The organism is Bradyrhizobium sp. AZCC 1721 (genome assembly GCF_036924715.1).
Classification (GTDB): domain Bacteria; phylum Pseudomonadota; class Alphaproteobacteria; order Rhizobiales; family Xanthobacteraceae; genus Bradyrhizobium.
In genome coordinates, this window is record NZ_JAZHSB010000001.1 from 6,614,546 (window position 1) to 6,631,636 (window position 17,091).

Annotated in this window: 13 protein-coding genes and 1 pseudogene; 6 read left to right on the top strand and 8 right to left on the bottom strand. The window is 63.3% G+C overall.

Going from position 1 to position 17,091, the window contains the following annotated elements; all coding sequences use genetic code 11:
• Positions 1-102 precede the first annotated feature (102 nt).
• A complete protein-coding gene (locus tag V1273_RS31610) occupies positions 103-1,743 on the top strand; it encodes an ankyrin repeat domain-containing protein (protein WP_334411881.1) in 1,641 nt (546 codons plus the stop codon).
• A gap of 179 nt (positions 1,744-1,922) precedes the next feature.
• Here the strand turns inward: V1273_RS31610 and V1273_RS31615 are convergent, their stop codons facing one another.
• The 8 genes and pseudogenes from V1273_RS31615 to V1273_RS31650 all read right to left on the bottom strand — a co-directional run bounded on the left by V1273_RS31615 (position 1,923) and on the right by V1273_RS31650 (position 10,482).
• Entirely contained in the window at positions 1,923-2,621 is a 699-nt protein-coding gene (locus V1273_RS31615) for a nitroreductase (protein ID WP_334411882.1), read from the bottom strand.
• A 154-nt stretch (positions 2,622-2,775) separates the two neighbouring features.
• Positions 2,776-4,020 (bottom strand): acyl-CoA dehydrogenase, encoded by a 1,245-nt coding sequence (locus tag V1273_RS31620; protein WP_334365280.1) that lies wholly within the window; start codon positions 4,018-4,020, stop codon positions 2,776-2,778.
• A gap of 180 nt (positions 4,021-4,200) precedes the next feature.
• On the bottom strand, positions 4,201-5,445 hold the full coding sequence (locus tag V1273_RS31625; RefSeq protein ID WP_334380029.1) for an acyl-CoA dehydrogenase: 1,245 nt from the start codon (positions 5,443-5,445) through the stop codon (positions 4,201-4,203).
• 155 nt (positions 5,446-5,600) lie between these two features.
• Positions 5,601-6,728, bottom strand: a complete 1,128-nt coding sequence (locus V1273_RS31630; protein WP_334411883.1) for an acyl-CoA dehydrogenase family protein — start codon at positions 6,726-6,728, stop codon at positions 5,601-5,603.
• Positions 6,729-6,813: 85 nt separating this feature from the next.
• The gene (locus tag V1273_RS31635; RefSeq protein WP_334411884.1) at positions 6,814-8,685 is read right to left on the bottom strand and encodes an AMP-binding protein; all 1,872 of its coding nucleotides are present in this window, start codon (positions 8,683-8,685) and stop codon (positions 6,814-6,816) included.
• Between the two features lie 41 nt (positions 8,686-8,726).
• Positions 8,727-8,810, bottom strand: a pseudogene (locus V1273_RS31640) (enoyl-CoA hydratase/isomerase family protein); the annotation flags it as partial.
• 176 nt (positions 8,811-8,986) lie between these two features.
• Positions 8,987-9,745: an SDR family NAD(P)-dependent oxidoreductase gene (locus V1273_RS31645; RefSeq protein WP_334380026.1), complete on the bottom strand. Its 759-nt coding sequence runs from the start codon at positions 9,743-9,745 to the stop codon at positions 8,987-8,989.
• Positions 9,746-9,807: 62 nt separating this feature from the next.
• Positions 9,808-10,482, bottom strand: coding sequence for a TetR family transcriptional regulator (locus V1273_RS31650; RefSeq protein ID WP_334380025.1), 675 nt, complete (start codon positions 10,480-10,482; stop codon positions 9,808-9,810).
• Between the two features lie 148 nt (positions 10,483-10,630).
• On the opposite strand from V1273_RS31650, the gene V1273_RS31655 reads away from it, so the two are divergent.
• The 5 genes from V1273_RS31655 to V1273_RS31675 all read left to right on the top strand — a co-directional run bounded on the left by V1273_RS31655 (position 10,631) and on the right by V1273_RS31675 (position 17,081).
• Positions 10,631-11,803, top strand: coding sequence for an acetyl-CoA C-acetyltransferase (locus tag V1273_RS31655; protein ID WP_334380024.1), 1,173 nt, complete (start codon positions 10,631-10,633; stop codon positions 11,801-11,803).
• A gap of 177 nt (positions 11,804-11,980) precedes the next feature.
• On the top strand, positions 11,981-13,522 hold the full coding sequence (locus V1273_RS31660; protein WP_334365286.1) for an acyl-CoA synthetase: 1,542 nt from the start codon (positions 11,981-11,983) through the stop codon (positions 13,520-13,522).
• 165 nt (positions 13,523-13,687) lie between these two features.
• Positions 13,688-14,866, top strand: coding sequence for an alpha/beta fold hydrolase (locus V1273_RS31665; protein ID WP_334365287.1), 1,179 nt, complete (start codon positions 13,688-13,690; stop codon positions 14,864-14,866).
• A gap of 106 nt (positions 14,867-14,972) precedes the next feature.
• Complete coding sequence (locus tag V1273_RS31670) at positions 14,973-16,445, top strand: amidase (protein WP_334365288.1); 1,473 nt, start codon at positions 14,973-14,975, stop codon at positions 16,443-16,445.
• Positions 16,446-16,520: 75 nt separating this feature from the next.
• Positions 16,521-17,081, top strand: coding sequence for a hypothetical protein (locus V1273_RS31675; protein ID WP_334365289.1), 561 nt, complete (start codon positions 16,521-16,523; stop codon positions 17,079-17,081).
• Positions 17,082-17,091: the final 10 nt, after the last annotated feature.

Genomic DNA, 17,091 nt, shown 5'->3' on the forward strand with positions numbered 1-17,091 from the left:
CGCGGGAAGGGTTGAACCCACTTGCAGCTTTCGAGCGAGATCTAGAGCCTTTGTGCAGCCGGTATTGCGGGCCGTCGGCGATGTCATGCACGGAGGTGTCTGATGAACCGGTCTCCCGATCGATTGAATCTCGATCATCTGAAGAAACAAGCCAAGGAATTGATCCGCCTGTATCGAAGCCGCGATCCGGCGGCGATGGCGCGGTTTCGCCATGCGCTGCCGGCGGCGGCCAGCCGCAGCGATGGCGACATTGCGTCCCTCGAACTTCGCCTGCACGACGCGCAATCATGCATCGCGCGCGAGCACGGCTTTGCTTCCTGGCCCGACCTGAAACAATACGTCGAAGTGCAGATGGCAGCGCGCAACGAGCGCGCCGCTCGCGTCCTGCACTGGGCTCAGCTCATCTATTCCGGCGACGTCAGCGGCGCGGCCAACCGCGCCAACCCGCGCGTCGCGCTGCGCATCCTGGCCGATGATCCCGAACTCGTCGCGGGCGATCCTTATCTCGCCTGCGCGACCGGCGACGAAAGCGCGCTGCGGCGAGCGACACAAGCCGATCCGGACTGGATCAACCGTCCCGGCGGCCCGCTGCGATTGCCGCCGCTGTTCGCGGTCGCGCATTCGAGCCTGCTGCGCGTGGAAGAACTTCGCGAGCGCCTGCATCGCTGCGCGCAATCGCTCATCGCGGCAGGCGCCGACGTCAACCAGCACATCTACAGCCGCTGGCCGCCTGGATCGCTGAACGAGCCCGACCAACGCTATCCGCTATCAACGCTCTATGGCGCGGCCGGCAGCAACCATGATCCGACGCTGACCAAATTGCTGCTCGAAACGGGAGCAGATCCCAATGACGGCGAATCGCTTTATCATTCATTGGAGAATCCGGCGTGCACGCGGCTATTGCTGGAGCACGGCGCACGGATCGCAGAGAGCAACGCGATCTACCGTTCGATCGATCTCGAAGACGACACCGCGCTGAAATTGCTTCTGGAGCACGGCGGCGATCCGAACGAGCCGGCGCGGAATAAGCCGCTGACCGATTGGGGCTCGCCTTTGGCATGGGCGATCTACCGCCGGCGCCCCCGCCATGTGAAGGCATTGCTGGAGGCCGGCGCCGACCGGTTGCGACCAACCGGTGACGGCATCAGTCCCTACAGGCTGGCGCTGCAGTTCGGACTCTCCGATGTTGCGGCCCTGCTGCGCGGGCCAGCCGATGCGCCTGACATATCTGATGAGGAACGCTTCGTCGCCGCCTGCGCGCGTGGCGACGAAGCTGAGGCGCGCGCGATTTGCACACGCCGGCCTCATTTGCCGGCCTCGCTGCCGCCGGCACAACTGCGCTTGCTACCCGACATGGCCGCGGCGGGCGCCGACGACGTCGTCAAGCTGATGGTCAGGCTCGGCTGGCCGATCGCGGTGCGCGGCGGCGACTGGGATGCATCCGCGCTCAACCTCGCGGTGTTCCGCGGCGATGCCGCGCTGACGCGCTTCCTGCTTGAATACGGCGCTGATTGGACCGAGCAGCATGGCCACGGCGACAATGCCTGCGGCACACTGGGTTGGGCGTCCTGCAACGAACCGGTCGAAGGCGGCGACTGGCTCGGCTGCGCACGCGCACTGCTCGATCACGGCATGCCGGGTGCGACGGCGATCCCCAACGATCCTGATTGGGTGCTGATCGCCGGCATGCGAAAACGCTTTTCCGACGAGGTCACCGAGGAGCTGCTGGGTCGCGGAGTTTGAACATTCTCCCCTCTCCCCTTGTGGGAGAGGGTGGCTTCGCGAAGCGAAGACGGGTGAGGGGTTGTCTCCGCGGATGGAGACCCCTCATCCGGGCGCCGTAGCCGATGCGAAGCATCGGCGTTCTAAGAGACGGCGGCCAAAGGCCGCCTATGCCACCTTCTCCCACAAGGGGAGAAGGGCTACTCGTCCACAAACGTAACCGTATCTGCCACGCTCGCCCGCGACGTGCGGTAGCTGTTGACCTTGTGGGCGTGGTCGGCATAGCCGAAGGAAATGCCGCAGACCACGCGCCGATCATCCGCCAGATTGAAGTGACGCCGGATCGATCCGGAATGCCGCGCCAGCGCGGCCTGCGGAATGGTGCCGAGGCCGAGCGCTTGCGCCGCCAGCATGAAATTAGAGACATAGGCGCCGCAATCGACCGCGCCATAGATGCCTAGCGGCTCGTCGGTATGAATGATCGCGACATGCGGCGCGCCGAAGAAATTGTAGTTCTGCAGCGCTTGTTTGGCGTAGGCCATCTTGTCGCCGCGCGCGATGCCGAGCGTGTTGTAGAGCTGAAAGCCGCTCTCGCGGCGGCGTTCGAGATAGACGCCGAGATATTCGCGTGGCGGCGTGAAGTCATGATCGTCCTTGGCGCCGGAAGCGGCCTCGGCATAGATCGCCTTGCGGAAGCGCTCCTTGGCCTCACCGCTCGCGATCAGCACCTGCCAGGGCTGGCTGTTGCACCATGACGCCGTGCGCTGCGAAACCTTGAGGACATGCTCGATGGTCTCGCGCGGCACCTCTTGCGGGAGGAACGCGCGCACGGAGTATCGCTCGTTCAGGAGGTCTTCGAGCACGTCGATGCGGTCTTGTTGGTTCACGGCAGTATCCATGGCCTTGCTCGCTTTCGTGCCCCGGACGCAGCGCAGCGCAAAGCGGTGCGCTGCTGAGCCGGGGCCCGTCCAGTGTAGGTCCCGGCTCTGCGGAGCGGCACTGCGCGCCGCACCGCGTCCGGGACACGAGAAATCAACGCACCTTAGCGAGAGATCAGCGCCCCTTGGTCGGGATCTTGTTGAACGGCACGTCCTTGTCGACACGGATGTCGCCGGGGAGGCCGAGCACGCGCTCGGCGATGATGTTGCGCAGGATCTCGTCGGTACCACCGGCAATGCGCATCGAGGGCGAAGAGAGCAGCATCTGCTGGAACTGACCGCGCGCCATTTCCTCATCCGCGCCGGTGAGCGCGCCGGCCGCACCCTGCAGATCCATCGCATAGGTCGCGATATCCTGCAGCATCGAACCCGACACCAGCTTGCCGATCGAGTTTTCCGGGCCCGGCCGTTCGCCCTTCGACAGCGACGAAATCGCGCGGTAGCTCGTGTATTTCAGCCCGCTCGCCTTCACGGCCCAACTCGCTAGCTTGGAGCGCGTGGCGGGATCGTCGATTGCAAGCCCGTCATCGGTCATCAGGTTCGAGCAGAACTCGAACATTTCCGGAAAACCCGTCGCGAGCCGCGAGCCGATCGACATGCGCTCGTTCATCAGCGTGGTCAGCGACACGTTCCAGCCGTCGCCGACCGCGCCAAGGCGCTGGCTGTCCGGAATCACTACATCGGTGAAATAGACCTCGTTGAACTCCTGCATGCCGTTGGCCTGCTTGATCGGCCGCACCTCGACGCCCTTGCTCTTCATGTCGAGGAAGAACATCGTCAGGCCCTTGTGCTTGGGCACGTTGGGATCGGTGCGCGTGATCAGCAGGCCGTAGTCGGAATAGTGCGCGCCAGAGGTCCAGATCTTCTGGCCGTTGACGATCCAGTTGTCGCCCTGCTTCTCCGCGCGCGTGCGCAGCCCCGCGACATCCGAGCCGCCGGCGGGTTCGGAGAAGAGCTGACACCAGATGTGCTCGCCGGAAGCGAGTTTCGGCAAATAGTAGCGCTTATGCTCCTCGCTGCCGAACGCCATCACCGTCGGGCCGCACATGCCCTCGCCGATCTGGAACGGCTGCGTCAGCTTGCCGTAAACGCCCTCTTCCTGCTGCCAGATCACCTTCTCGATCGGGCTGGCGCCGCGGCCGCCATATTCTTTCGGCCAGTGCAGGCAGGCCCAGCCGCCCTCGGCCTTCTTCTTCTGCCAGGCCTTGCCGACATCGACGATATCTTCCTTCTCGAGCCGGATGCGGCCGAGCGAGGATTTTGAGAGCTCCGCCTCGTATTGCTTCGGCGCGTTGGCATCGATCCATTTGCGAGCCGTGGCTCGGAATTCGGCTTCCTGTGGCGTATCGTCGAAGTTCATTGCGGCTTTCTCCTTTGTCTCCGGAGACGTGCCCCGGACGCAGCGCAGCGCGGAAGCGGTGCGCTGCACAGCCGGGGCCCATCAAACTGGCATCGTGTGGGTCCCGGCTCTGCGGAGCGGCGTACCGGACGATGCTTCGCATCGCCGGGGGAACGCCGCACCGCGTCCGGGACACGTGATCTATCTTCCCTTGGTCGGGATCTGATTGAACGGCACGTCCTTGTCGACCCGGATGTCGCCGGGCAAGCCAAGCACGCGCTCGGCGATGATGTTGCGCATGATCTCGTCGGTGCCGCCTTCGACGCGGGTGCCCGGTGCGCGCAGCAGCATCGCCTGGAATTTGCCGGCAACTTCGGCGTCTTCCAGCCCGCTCAGCACGCCGGCAGCGCCCTGCAGGTCGAGCGCATACATCGCGACTTCCTGGACCATCGATCCCGCCACCAGCTTGCCGATGGAATTTTCCGGACCGGGACGCTCGCCCTTCGAGAGCGCCGAGATCGCGCGCATACTGGTGTATCTCAGGCCGCTGGCCTTCACCGCATAGTTCGCCAGCCTCGAACGAACGCTGCGATCCTCGATTGCAGGCCCATCTTCCAGCATCAGGCTGTTGCAGAACTCGAACAGTTCCGGAAAGCCTGTCGCCACGCCTGCTCCGATCGACATGCGCTCGTTCATTAGCGTGGTCAGCGAGACGTTCCAGCCGTCATTGACGGCGCCAAGCCGCTGCGAGTCCGGGATCTTCACGTCGGTAAAATAGACTTCGTTGAAGTCGGACTGGCCGCTGGCCTGCTTGATCGGCCGCACCTCAACGCCGGGGCTCTTCATGTCCAGGAAGAACATCGTGAGGCCCTTGTGCTTCGGCACATTGGGATCGGTGCGCGTGAGCAGGATACCGTAATCCGAATAGTGCGCGCCCGAGGTCCAGATCTTCTGGCCGTTGATGATCCAGTCGTCGCCCTTCTTCTCGGCACGGGTGCGAAGCCCTGCGACGTCGGAGCCGCCGGCGGGTTCGGAGAACAACTGACACCAGATCTTCTCGCCGGAAGCGAGCGGCGGCAGATATTTGCGTTTCTGCTCCTCGCCGGCATAGGCCATCATGGTCGGCCCGCACATGCCATGGCCGATGATGAACATGCCCGAGAGTTTGCCGAACGGCCCCTCTTCCTGCTGCCAGATCACCCGCTCGATCGGCGAGGCGCCGCGGCCGCCATATTCCTTCGGCCAGTGCAGGCAGGCCCACCCCGCTTCGGCCTTCTTCTTCTGCCAGGCCTTTGCGACCTCGAGAATGTTCGCGCCTTTCAGCACGGTGCGGCCGAGCGAGGACTTTCGAAGTTCTTCCTCATACTGCTTCGGCGCGTTGGCGGATATCCATGCGCGGGCCTCGGCGCGGAATGCGGCTTCCTGCGGAGTGTCGTCGAAGTTCATCGGTTTCGTCCTTCAAACTTGGCCCGTCGTCCCTGCGAAAGCAGGGACCCATAACCACCGGCCAAAATAGTAGGCCCGTCTCTCGCAACTTGATTCCAATCGAGGGGCCGCGGAGTATGGGTCCCCGCTTTCGCGGGGACGACGCCGGGTGAACCCTACGCCGGGTTCTTCTTGCGCATGCGATCGATCAACTGATCTTCCCAATACGACAGGCTGCCGAGCGTCAGCGCTGACGCGTTGGCGCGGCGGTAGTACATGTGGCAGTCGAATTCCCAGGTGAAACCCATGCCGCCGTGAACCTGGATGTTGTTCTTGGAGCAGTGCTGGAACGCCTGCGTCGCGCTGATGCGCGAAGCAGCGGCGGCTTCCGGCAATTCGGCGGCATTGGTCGAGAGCGCCCAGGCGCCGTAGTAGCAATTCGAGCGCGCCAGCGTCGCCGAGACGTACATGTCGGCGAGCATGTGCTTCACTGCCTGGAACGAGCCGATCGGCCGGCCGAAAGCGATACGGTCGAGCGCGTAGTCGCGGCCCATCTCGAGCGCGCGATCGGAGCCGCCGACCTGCTCGAACGCCAGCAGCACGGCGGCGCGGTCGAGCACTTGCGTGAGGATGCTCCAGCCATCGCCTGCCGCTCCAAGCGGTTCGGCTTTGGCTTTCGTGAAGGTGAGTTCGGCTTGCCCGCGGGTCGGATCGACGTTGGTCAACGGCTTCGCCTCGACGCCGCCGGCCTTGAGGTCGACCAGGAACAGCGAGATATCGGAATCGCGACCGGTTGAACCGGTCCGGGCAGCGACGACGGCGAAATCGGCAATTGCGCCATCCGGCACCGGCTTCTTGATGCCGTTGAGCGTGCCGCCGGAAGCCTGCAGCTTGATCGCCTTCGGCGACGGATTGCCCTTGCCTTCGAACAGCGCCAGCGTACCGATCGCCTCACCGGACGCGATCTTCGGCAGCCATTTCTGCTTCTGCGCGTCGGAGCCGGCCAGCAGCAGCGCCTCGGCGGCAAGATAGACCGTGGAGGAGAACGGCACCGGCGCATTCGCGCGGCCCATTTCTTCCGCGATCACGCAAAGCTCAAGATGGCCCGCGCCGGCGCCGCCGAACTGTTCGGGAATTGCGACGCCGAGAAAGCCCATTTCGGCGAGGCCTTTCCACAATTCCGTGTCATACGGCACCTTGCCGTCGAGCACCTCGCGCACGGCCTTCGGCGGGCACTTCTCAGTGAGAAATTTCCGCGCCGCGTCGCGCATCTGTTTTTGTTCGTCGGAGAAATCGAAGTTCATGGCGTGTTACTCGGGTTTTGTGTGAGGTGTATCTTTTTAGCTCGTCGTCCCCGCGTTCGCGGGACGACGATGAAGGGTGGTTTTTTCATTGCAGCACAATCACGTCCTCTCCCGGCTGATCAGCATAAAGCTTCTCCACCAGCGCGGCGCGGCGTTCGAGGCCGGCGCGCTGGTTGATGTAGCCCTTGTCGGTGAGTTCATTGCCGTCGATCGAGGGCGGCTCGGCCATCAGCATGGCGCGCGCAATCCGCATGCTGCTGCCGGTGGCGGAGGCGTTATGCGCCTCCAAGCCACGCTTCAGGCAGGCGATCACCTGGGGATGCTTGACCACCTGCTCAAACGTCGCATCGGGACTCCCCACGATCTGCCGGCAGGCGTGCAGATTGGGCCAGGCCAAAAGTCCGATGAACGGACGATCCTGCCCCGTGACCAGCGCGTCGTGCACCACCGGCGTCGCGGCCGCGATGGCATCGGTGCGCAATGAGCCGACATGGACGAAGGTGCCGGTCGTGAGCTTGAAGTCTTCAACCACGCGGCCGGCGAAGATGATGCCCTGCAGCGGATCCTTCTCATCGACGAACACGCCGGCGTCGCCGATGCAGTAAAAACCTTCCTCGTCGAACATCTTCTTCGTCAATTCAGGCTGGCCGAAATAGCCCGGCGTGACGTTGATGCCGCGCAGGCGCAATTCGTATTTGGAGCCGCACGGCACCATCTTCAGCTCGACGCCAGGAAACGGCAGGCCGATCAGGCCGACGCGCTCAGTGTCCCAATAGGTGCCGGTCGAGGTCGGCGCGGTCTCGGTCGAACCCCAGCCGGTGTAGAACACGATGCGCTCGCCGGTGGTCTTCACCGCCAGCGCCTGCATACGGTCGTAAAGATCGTCCGGCAGCCGCGCGCCGCCATAGGCCATCACGGTCAGGTTCTTGAAGAAGCTGCGGCACAGCGCGTCGTCCTTCTCCATCGCAGCAGCTAGCGCCGCGTAGCCGGCGGGGACGTTGGCGTAATAGGTCGGCGATATCTCGTGCAAATTGCGAATGGTCTCCTCGAACTGACCGGGCATCGGGCGGCCGTCGTCGATATAGAGCGTGCCGCCGTCGATCAGCGCCGGGTTGAACAGCGCATTGCCGCCCATGGTGTGATTCCAGGGCATCCAGTCGAGATAGGTAGAAACCGGCCCGTTCGGGTCGCGCCGGCGCACCTGCATCATCATCGCCGCGTTGGCGCACATCATCTCCTGGGTGTTGATGACGGCCTTCGGCATGCCGGTCGAGCCCGAGGTGAACAAGAGCTTGCCGACGGTCTTCGGCGTGATCTTTGAAATCGAGTCTTCGACATCTTTGGTAGCCGGCGTTGCCGCGAGTTCGGCGAACGACACACTCTTGATACCTTCGCAGGGGCGCGCGACATGAACCACAGTGACGCCGGCCAGGTCGATCGCCCTGAGCGCCTTCTCAAAGGTCGGACCGTCCTGCACCATCACGACCGCAGGCTTGATCAGGCTGTAGAGATATTTGAGCTTGAGATGATCCTGGCTCATCAGCGAATAGGCCGGCGACACCGGCGCCGCCGGCAGCCGCGCCTGCATCGCGGCCTGCGTCATCAGTGCGTGCTCGATGGAGTTGCCCGATAGGATCGCGACGGGGCGGCCTGGTTCGAGGCCAAGGTTGAGCAGGCCCTGCGTCAGTCCGTCGACGACGCGCTTGGCTTCGCCGTAGGAGACTTTCCGCCATTGCCGCTCAGCGCCGCCGCGTTGCGCCAGCCAGGTACGCTCCGACGCTTCCCTCGCCCATTTCGAAAGCGACGCCGGAATGTGCTTCTCGTAGGGCTGCAGCGGAATGCGCGACTTCAGGATGATGACGCCATCGGGACGACGCTCGACCGCGATGTCGCGCGGCAACCATTCGATCTTGCGGAAGGCCGGCTTTGTCAGCACCTTTGCTGCACTCCCACTCATATTGCGTCTCCCGGAATTTTTGTCCTTTGCGGATCTTGTCGTCATCGCCTGATATAGACAGGCTTTCGCTTTTCGAGGAAGGCCCTGATGCCTTCGTTGAAATCTTCCGAGCGGCTGCACAACACCAGCGGTTGAGTCACGAGGCGCTCCGCATCACCGTCGTCCCGGCCAAGCGAAGCGCGAGCCGGGACCCATAACCACAGGTCTTCGTTGTTGCGCTACGCTGGGGACCCATCGCGCTTCAACGAGAGCGCTGTGGTTATGGGTCCCCGCGTTCGCGGGGACGACGACCGAGTTTGCCCTACCGCGGCGCCATGCGGATGGCGCCGTCGAGGCGGATGGTCTCGCCGTTGAGCATCGCGTTCTCGACGATGTGCACCGCGAGCGCGCCGTATTCGTCGGGCTCGCCAAGGCGGGCCGGATGCGGCACCTGGGCGCCCAGGCTCTTGCGGGCTTCCTCGTTCAGGCCCATCAGCAGCGGCGTGAAGAAGATGCCGGGGGCAATCGTGTTGACGCGGATCTTCAGGCTCGCGAGATCGCGTGCCGCCGGCAAAGTGAGGCCGACGATGCCGCCCTTGGAGGCGGAATAGGCGATCTGGCCGATCTGGCCTTCATAGGCCGCAACGGAAGCGGTGTTGACGACGACGCCGCGCTCTTCGCCGATGGGGGGCGCGGTGGCGAGCCGCTCGGCGAACAAGCGCAGCGCGTTGAAGGTGCCGATCAGGTTGACGTTGATGATGCGGACGAACTTTTCCAGCGGATAGACGCCGTCCTTGCCGACCACGCGCTGCGAGCCGCCGATGCCGGCGCAGTTCATCAGTACGCGCGCGACACCATGAGCGGCTTCCGCCTTGGCGATCGCCGCCTTCATCTGCTCCTCGCTGGTGACGTCGGCATGAAGGGCTACGCCCTTCACTTCGGCTGCGACCTTCTCGGCATTCTCCTTGTTCTGGTCGAGCACGCCGATCTTGGCGCCCTTCGCGGCCATGGCGCGGGCGGTCGCGGCCCCTAAGCCGGAGCCACCGCCGGTGATGAGAACGGCAACGTCTTTCAACTGCATTTTGAGAACCTTTCCTTGGGTGTTTTCTTCTCTAGTTGGCGAATAGCGAGCGGCGAATGGGTCTATTCGCTACTCGCTATTCGCCCCTTCCCTTCTTCCAGCATTCCGCCGCAGATCAGCGCTTCCATGTGCTTGATGTATTCGCGGCAGACCTCGTCGGTGACCGGACCGACCCCGGTCGCGCGCGACATCGCGTGGCGGCCGAAGAACAGGTGATCGCAGGCGCCGATCAGGCTGGTGTAAAACATGACCGGATCGACCTTGCGGAACTCGCCGGCCTTGATGCCTTCGGCGAGCAGACGGCGGTGAAAGTCGAGCAAGGGCGCGACAAAGAATTGCGAGACTTCGTCTGAGGCTTCCGCGCTGCTCTCGTGCAGGAGATAGTGGATCAGCCGGTTCATGTAGGGGAACTGGTGATAGGCGCGGATGATGCCGCCGATATGCAGGCGAAGCTTTGCCGTCGGCGAGATCGGCTGGCTGATCAGATATTCGAGTTGCGACATCTCGGTCGCGGCGTCCCTGGCCAGAAGCGCCAGCAACAGCCCGTCCTTGTTGCCGAAATGGTATTTCACCAGCGCGGCATTGACGCCCGACTTCTGCGCGATGTCGGACAGCGACACCTCGATCGAGGCGCGCTCGATCATCAGCTCGCTCGCCGCCACAAGCAGCTTCTCGGCGGTGGTGTTTTTGCCGCTCGGGAGCCTGGCCGGTACGCTGGTATTCAACGGTGATCCCATCACTGCTGAGGGGCGGGAAATCTGGCCGCACATAAGCGCATGCCGCGGCTGCACTCAAGAGTTAATTGATTGATTGACTAAATCCCGCAGCCCCCCTTAAATCCGGCCCATCTTTCCAAGCCACAAACAACATTCAGGGAGAACAGACATGGCCGAGGCCTATATCGTCGCCGCCGCACGCACTGCCGGTGGCCGCAAGGGCGGACGTCTCGCAGGCTGGCACCCGGCCGATCTCGCCGCTTCCGTGCTCAATTCGCTGGTCGACCGCACCAGCGTCGACCCGGCCCAGATCGAGGACGTGATCATGGGCTGCGTGATGCAGGCCGGCGAACAATCCAACAACATCGCGCGCAACGCGGTGATGGCCTCGAAGCTGCCTGAGAGCGTGCCCGCCACCTCGGTCGACCGGCAGTGCGGCTCGTCGCAGCAGGCGCTGCACTTTGCGGCGCAGGCAGTGATGGCCGGTTCGATGGATATCGTGATCGCCGCCGGCGTGGAATCGATGACGCGGGTGCCGATGGGGCTTGCTTCGTCGCTGCCGGCCAAGAACGGCTTTGGCCACTACAAGAGTCCAGGCATCGAGGCGAAATATCCGAACATCGTGTTCAGCCAGTTCACCGGCGCGGAAATGATGGCGGAGAAGTACGGGCTCTCCAAGGACCAACTCGACGAGTACTCCTACAACAGCCATCAGCGCGCGATTGCCGCGACGCAAGCCGGCAAGTTCAGGGATGAAATCATTCCGCTGCAGATCACCCGCGCCGACAACTCGACTGACACCCACCATATCGACGAGGGCATCCGCTTCGACGCCAGCCTCGACGGCATCAGGGGCGTCAAGCTGATTGCCGAGAACGGCAAGCACACCGCCGCCAGCGCCAGCCAGATCTGCGACGGCGCCTCCGGAGTGCTGGTGGTCAACGAGAAGGGCCTGAAGTCGCTCGGCGTCAAACCGTTGGCGCGCATCCATCACATGACCATGATGGGCGGCGATCCCGTGATCATGCTGGATGCGCCGCTGCACGCGACCAAGCGGGCGCTGGAAAAGGCCGGCATGTCGATCAATGACATCGACCTGTTCGAGGTCAACGAAGCCTTCGCGGCCGTGCCGGTGGCGTGGCTGAAGACGACGGGCGCCGATCCTGACAGGCTCAACGTCAATGGCGGCGCGATCGCGCTCGGCCATCCGCTCGGCGGCTCCGGCACCAAGCTGATGACCACGCTGGTCAATGCGCTGAAGCAGAACAACAAGCGCTACGGCCTGCAGACCATGTGCGAAGGCGGCGGCATGGCGAACGTGACGATCGTGGAGCGGCTGTAAGTAGCACGCCCTCAGGCGTCACAACAGCAAAGGTGTCGTCCCTGCGAATGCAGGGACCCATAACCACAAATGTTTGTGGTTGTACGTAGCTGGGGCTCCAGCTCGTTTCAATATTCAGAGCGGTGGTTATGGGCCCCTGCGTTCGCAGGGGCGACCACATTATTTTCGGGATTATGAATGACTCACCCCTCGATCCACGCCCGGAATACGCCGAACAAGATCGCCTACCAAATGGCCGGCACCGGCAAGGCGATCACCTATCGCGAGCTTGACGAGCTATCGAACCAGGGCGCGCAATTGTTCCGCAAGCTCGGCTTGAAGGCCGGCGACCACATCGCATTCCTGATGGAAAACCGCCTGGCGTTCATGGAGATCTGCTGGGCGGCACAACGCGCCGGGCTCTATTACACCGCGATCAGCCGCTATCTCACTGAGGAAGAGATCGCCTATATCGTGAACGATTGCGGCGCCAAGGTCTTCATCACCACGCCGCAATGTGCCGACAAGGTCAAGGGCCTGATCAAGGGCGAACCCGGCGAGCCGCTGTTCTTCATGGTTGACGAGCCGGCGCCCGGCTTCCGTTCCTTCGACAAGGAAGCGATTGCGATGCCTGTGACGCCGATTGCAGACGAGGTCGCCGGCTATGACATGCTGTATTCGTCCGGCACCACCGGCCGGCCCAAGGGCATCAAGAAGGAGTTCGAGGGCAAGGCGATCGACGTGCCGAACCCGCTGTTGAAAATTCTCTGCGCCGACATGTGCGGCATGTCGTCCGACAGCATCTATCTGTCGCCGGCGCCGCTCTATCACGCAGCTCCCCTGCGCTTCAACATGATGGCGATCACGCTCGGCGGCACCTCCATCATCATGGAGCACTTCGACGCCGAGGAATTCTTAAAGCTTGTCGAGAAGTACAAGGTCACGCAGTCGCAGCTCGTGCCGACCATGTTCGTGCGGATGCTGAAATTGCCGGACGAGGTGCGCGCGGCTTACGACGTCTCGACGCTGAAAGGCGCGATCCACGCCGCCGCGCCCTGCCCGGTCGACGTGAAAGCGAAAATGATCGAGTGGTGGGGGCCGATCCTGATCGAATATTACGCCGGCTCCGAAGGCAACGGCGTCACCGTTTCAACTTCGCAGCAATGGCTGACCCACCGCGGCACCGTCGGCCGCGCCGTGGTCGGCAAGGTTAAAATCCTCGACGAGAATGACGAGGAGAGACCGACCGGCGAAATCGGCACGGTCTATTTCGCCGACGCGCCTGTTTTCACCTATCACAACGATCCCGAGAAGACCAAGAAGGCCTACAACGCCAAGGGCTGGTCGACGCTCGGCGACGTCGGCTACCTCGACGAGGAAGGCTATCTCTATCTCACCGACCGCAAGAGCTACATGATCATCTCCGGCGGGGTGAACATCTACCCGCAGGAGACCGAGGACATCCTGATCACCCATCCTGCCGTCTCCGACGTCGCCGTGTTCGGCGTGCCCAACGATGAAATGGGCGAGGAGGTCAAGGCCGTGGTGCAGCCGCACGACATGGCAAAAGCCGGCAGGGATCTCGAGGCCGAACTGATCGCGTTCTGCCGAAAACATCTGTCGCCGATCAAGTGCCCCAGGAGCATCGACTTCGAAGCCGAGTTGCCGCGCACGCCGACGGGAAAATTGGTGAAGCGCCACCTGCGCGACAAATATTGGCCGAAGCCGGTGAAAGCGTAATCTCTCCATTGTCGTCCCTGCGAACGCAGGGACCTATAACCGCCGCTGTTGATCGCTTTACAAAGCTGGGGCCACAGCCTTTTATCGCGGCGAACATTTGTGGTTATGGGTCCCGGATCGCGCTCGCTACGCTCACTTGTCCGGGACGACAAGGGAGTGCGCCAGATGAACAAAACAACTTCCCTCCCCGAAATCCCCCTCCCCTCCACCATCCGCTCCCGCTACGTCGATGGCATCAACGGCCTCCGCATGCACGTGCTGGAGGCCGGCTTCGAGACACCCGGCCGTCCGTGCCTCCTGCTCCTGCACGGCTTTCCCGAACTCGCCTATTCCTGGCGCAAGGTGATGCCGGTTCTCGCCGGCGCGGGCTATCACGTGATCGCGCCGGACCAGCGCGGCTATGGCCGCACCACCGGATGGAATCCGGACTATAACGGCGACCTCGCCTCGTTCCGCCTCACCAATCTGGTGCGCGACGCGCTGGGGCTGGTGTCGGCGTTCGGCTACGCAAGCGTCGATGCCGTGATCGGACATGATTTCGGCTCGTCGGTCGCGGCCTGGTGCGCGCTGATACGGCCCGACGTGTTTCGCTCGGTCGTCATGATGAGCGCACCGTTCGGCGGACCTCCATCGCTGCCGTTCAACACCGTGCACGAGCCCGCCAAGCCGGCCGATGATCCCATTCACCGCGAGCTCGCTGCGCTGCCACGCCCGCGAAAACATTACCAATGGTATTACTCGACGCGCGAGGCGAACAACGACATGCACCGCGCGCCGCAGGGCGTCCATGATTTCCTGCGTGCCTATTACCACCACAAGAGCGCCGACTGGAAAGCCAACCAGCCCTACCCGCTGAAATCCTGGAGCGCAGACGAGATCGCAAAGCTGCCGACTTATTATGTGATGGACCTCGCCAACGGCATGGCGGCCACCGTTGCCGAGGAAATGCCGTCGGCCGCCGAAATCGCCGCCAACAAATGGCTGCCGGACAATGAGCTTGCCTTCTACAGCGCCGAGTACCAGCGCAACGGATTCCAGGGCGGGCTGCAGTGGTATCGCTGCGGCACCTCCGGCGCGTTTGTGCCGGAATTGCAGATATGGTCCGGCCGCACCATCGACGTGCCGTCCGCTTTCATCTCGGGCAAGCAGGACTGGGGCACCTATCAGCGCCCCGGCGTCTATGAGGCGATGCAGTCGCGAGCCTGCACCAACATGACCGGCTGCCATCTTGTCGACGGCGCCGGCCACTGGGTGCAGCAGGAGCAGCCCGGCGAAGTGAGCCGGTTATTGATGCAATTCCTGCAACAAGCAGAGGACAACGCAGGGACAAAGGCGAGCCAGTAACGTACCGGCAAGAGACGACCGCCGCTGTACAGCTATTGCTCTTGCCGCACGCACCCAAACTGCGCATCATCCGCGCCGTATTCGGAAACAGAGCGGAGCGTACGCCTTGGCCAAATCGCAATGGAGTTTCAAGACCGCCGTTGAACTATCGGCCGCGCTTGCCGCAAGGAAAGTCTCCGCGGTTGAACTGGCCGAGGACGCGATCGGCCGGATCGAGCGGCACGATGCGAAGATCAACGCGATTTGCGTGCGCGATTTCGAACGCGGCCTTGCCGCCGCCCGCGCGGCCGACGCCGAACTTGCGCGCGGCGTGAAGAAGCCACTGCTCGGCCTCCCGCTGACCGTGAAGGAATCCTACAATATCGCGGGGCTGCCGACGACGTGGGGCATTGCGGCGCAAAAGGATTTCACGCCGACGGAGGATGCGCTGTCGATCTCGCGCGTCAAAGACGCCGGCGGTGTGATCCTTGCGAAAACCAACGTGCCGCTCAACCTCGCGGACTGGCAGAGCTACAACGACATCTACGGCACCACCAATAACCCTTATGATCTCGGCCGCACGCCGGGTGGCTCGTCCGGCGGCTCCTCGGCCGCGCTCGCGGCCGGCTATGGCCCGCTATCGCTCGGCTCCGACATCGGCGGTTCGCTGCGCGTGCCGGCGTTCCATTGCGGCGTCTATGCACACAAGCCGACCTTTGCGCTGGTGCCGGGGCGTGGCCACACCCCGCCGCCATTCCAGCCGCTGCCGCTCGACCGCGACCTTGCCGTGATCGGCCCGATGGCACGCAGCGTCGCCGATCTCTCGCTGCTGCTCGACACCATCGCCGGTCCCGATCCGCTGGAGGCCGGCAAGGGTTACAAACTTGCCCTGCCGCCGCCGCGCCACGGCGCGCTGAAAGATTTTCGCGTGTTGGTGGTTGATACCGACCCGGTCATGCCGACCGACGAGGTGGTGCGCGGCACGATCCACAAGCTCGCCGCCAACCTCGAAAAGGCCGGCACCAAGGTCGATCGCAACAGCCCGTTGCTGCCAAACTTTTCCGAGACGTCCCGGCTCTACATGCGGATGCTGATGTCGTTCCTCGCCGCTTCCTTCCCGCCGGAAATCTATGCCGGCGCGCAGGCCGCCGCCGCCGCGCTACCGCCGAGCGATGTAAGCCTTGCTGCCGAACGCCTGCGGGGCATGGCGCAAAGCCACCGCAACTGGTTGATGGACGACGTCGCGCGTGCGCGCCTGCGGGCGCAATGGCGCGAACTGTTCAAGACCTATGATGCTGTGATCTGTCCGATCATGCCGACCCCGGCCTATCCGCACGACCATTCCGTCGATCAGGAAAAACGTCGCATCGAGATCGACGGCAACGAGCACGTCTATCCCGATCAGCTTTCGTGGCCGGGCATCGCCACCCTACCCGGCTTGCCCGCGACCGCGATCCCGACCGGCTTTTCGCCGGACGGATTGCCGGTCGGTGTGCAGATCGTCGGGCCGTGGCTGGAGGATCGCACAACGCTGAAGCTGGCGGAACTGATCGAGCGCGAATTCGGCGGCTTCAAGCCGCCGCCGATGTTTGATGATTGAAGATCCCTCGTGCCGGGGAGTTGCGCGCAAGCGTATCTCCTCGCCGGGAGGTGAAGCGGTATCGTTGAAAGCGCCATGCGGACTTTCATTCGAAGCGTCATCGCCGTCGTCGCCGGCTTCCTGCTGATGTGGCCGCTTGGCTATGCCTATGCCGCGCTCGGCTGGCCAACGTTCCACTTGTGGGGGCTGATGCATGGCACCTTTGTCGCTGCCTGGCCTACCCTGTCGATCCTGGCATTCCTGGCACTGGGGTATCTGCCGCTTTTCCCGCGCATCGACGACGCAGCGCTTCTGATGGCCGGCCTTGTTTGGGGTCTGTTGCTGGCCACTGCTTTCAACATCCGCCACGCTCTCGGCTTTGAGATTGCCTATGGCCTGTTCAGCGTCACGGCGGTTATCGTTGCAGTACTATGCATCTTTGCCAAACGCCGGCTCCGTTTGGCGCTGCTCGTGGTATCGCCGCTTGTTTTCCTGAACTTGGATCTTCTGCTGGTGCCGCCAGCGCTTGAACAACTCGTGTCTCGAGCCATCTTTGATCTCAAGCAGCTCTTGCCGCCTGTCGCCTTCTCGCTCGCGGGTTACGTGCTTGGCTCGCTCGCCCGTGTCGTGATCAAACGCTCGCCGAGAACAGCGTGATAGCCGCTCT

Coding starts and splice junctions, on each gene's coding strand:
- V1273_RS31610 (WP_334411881.1), top strand. CDS start 103: ATGAACCGGTCTCCCGATCGATTGAATCTCGATCATCTGAAGAAACAA.
- V1273_RS31615 (WP_334411882.1), bottom strand. CDS start 2,621: ATGGATACTGCCGTGAACCAACAAGACCGCATCGACGTGCTCGAAGAC.
- V1273_RS31620 (WP_334365280.1), bottom strand. CDS start 4,020: ATGAACTTCGACGATACGCCACAGGAAGCCGAATTCCGAGCCACGGCT.
- V1273_RS31625 (WP_334380029.1), bottom strand. CDS start 5,445: ATGAACTTCGACGACACTCCGCAGGAAGCCGCATTCCGCGCCGAGGCC.
- V1273_RS31630 (WP_334411883.1), bottom strand. CDS start 6,728: ATGAACTTCGATTTCTCCGACGAACAAAAACAGATGCGCGACGCGGCG.
- V1273_RS31635 (WP_334411884.1), bottom strand. CDS start 8,685: ATGAGTGGGAGTGCAGCAAAGGTGCTGACAAAGCCGGCCTTCCGCAAG.
- V1273_RS31645 (WP_334380026.1), bottom strand. CDS start 9,745: ATGCAGTTGAAAGACGTTGCCGTTCTCATCACCGGCGGTGGCTCCGGC.
- V1273_RS31650 (WP_334380025.1), bottom strand. CDS start 10,482: ATGGGATCACCGTTGAATACCAGCGTACCGGCCAGGCTCCCGAGCGGC.
- V1273_RS31655 (WP_334380024.1), top strand. CDS start 10,631: ATGGCCGAGGCCTATATCGTCGCCGCCGCACGCACTGCCGGTGGCCGC.
- V1273_RS31660 (WP_334365286.1), top strand. CDS start 11,981: ATGACTCACCCCTCGATCCACGCCCGGAATACGCCGAACAAGATCGCC.
- V1273_RS31665 (WP_334365287.1), top strand. CDS start 13,688: ATGAACAAAACAACTTCCCTCCCCGAAATCCCCCTCCCCTCCACCATC.
- V1273_RS31675 (WP_334365289.1), top strand. CDS start 16,521: ATGCGGACTTTCATTCGAAGCGTCATCGCCGTCGTCGCCGGCTTCCTG.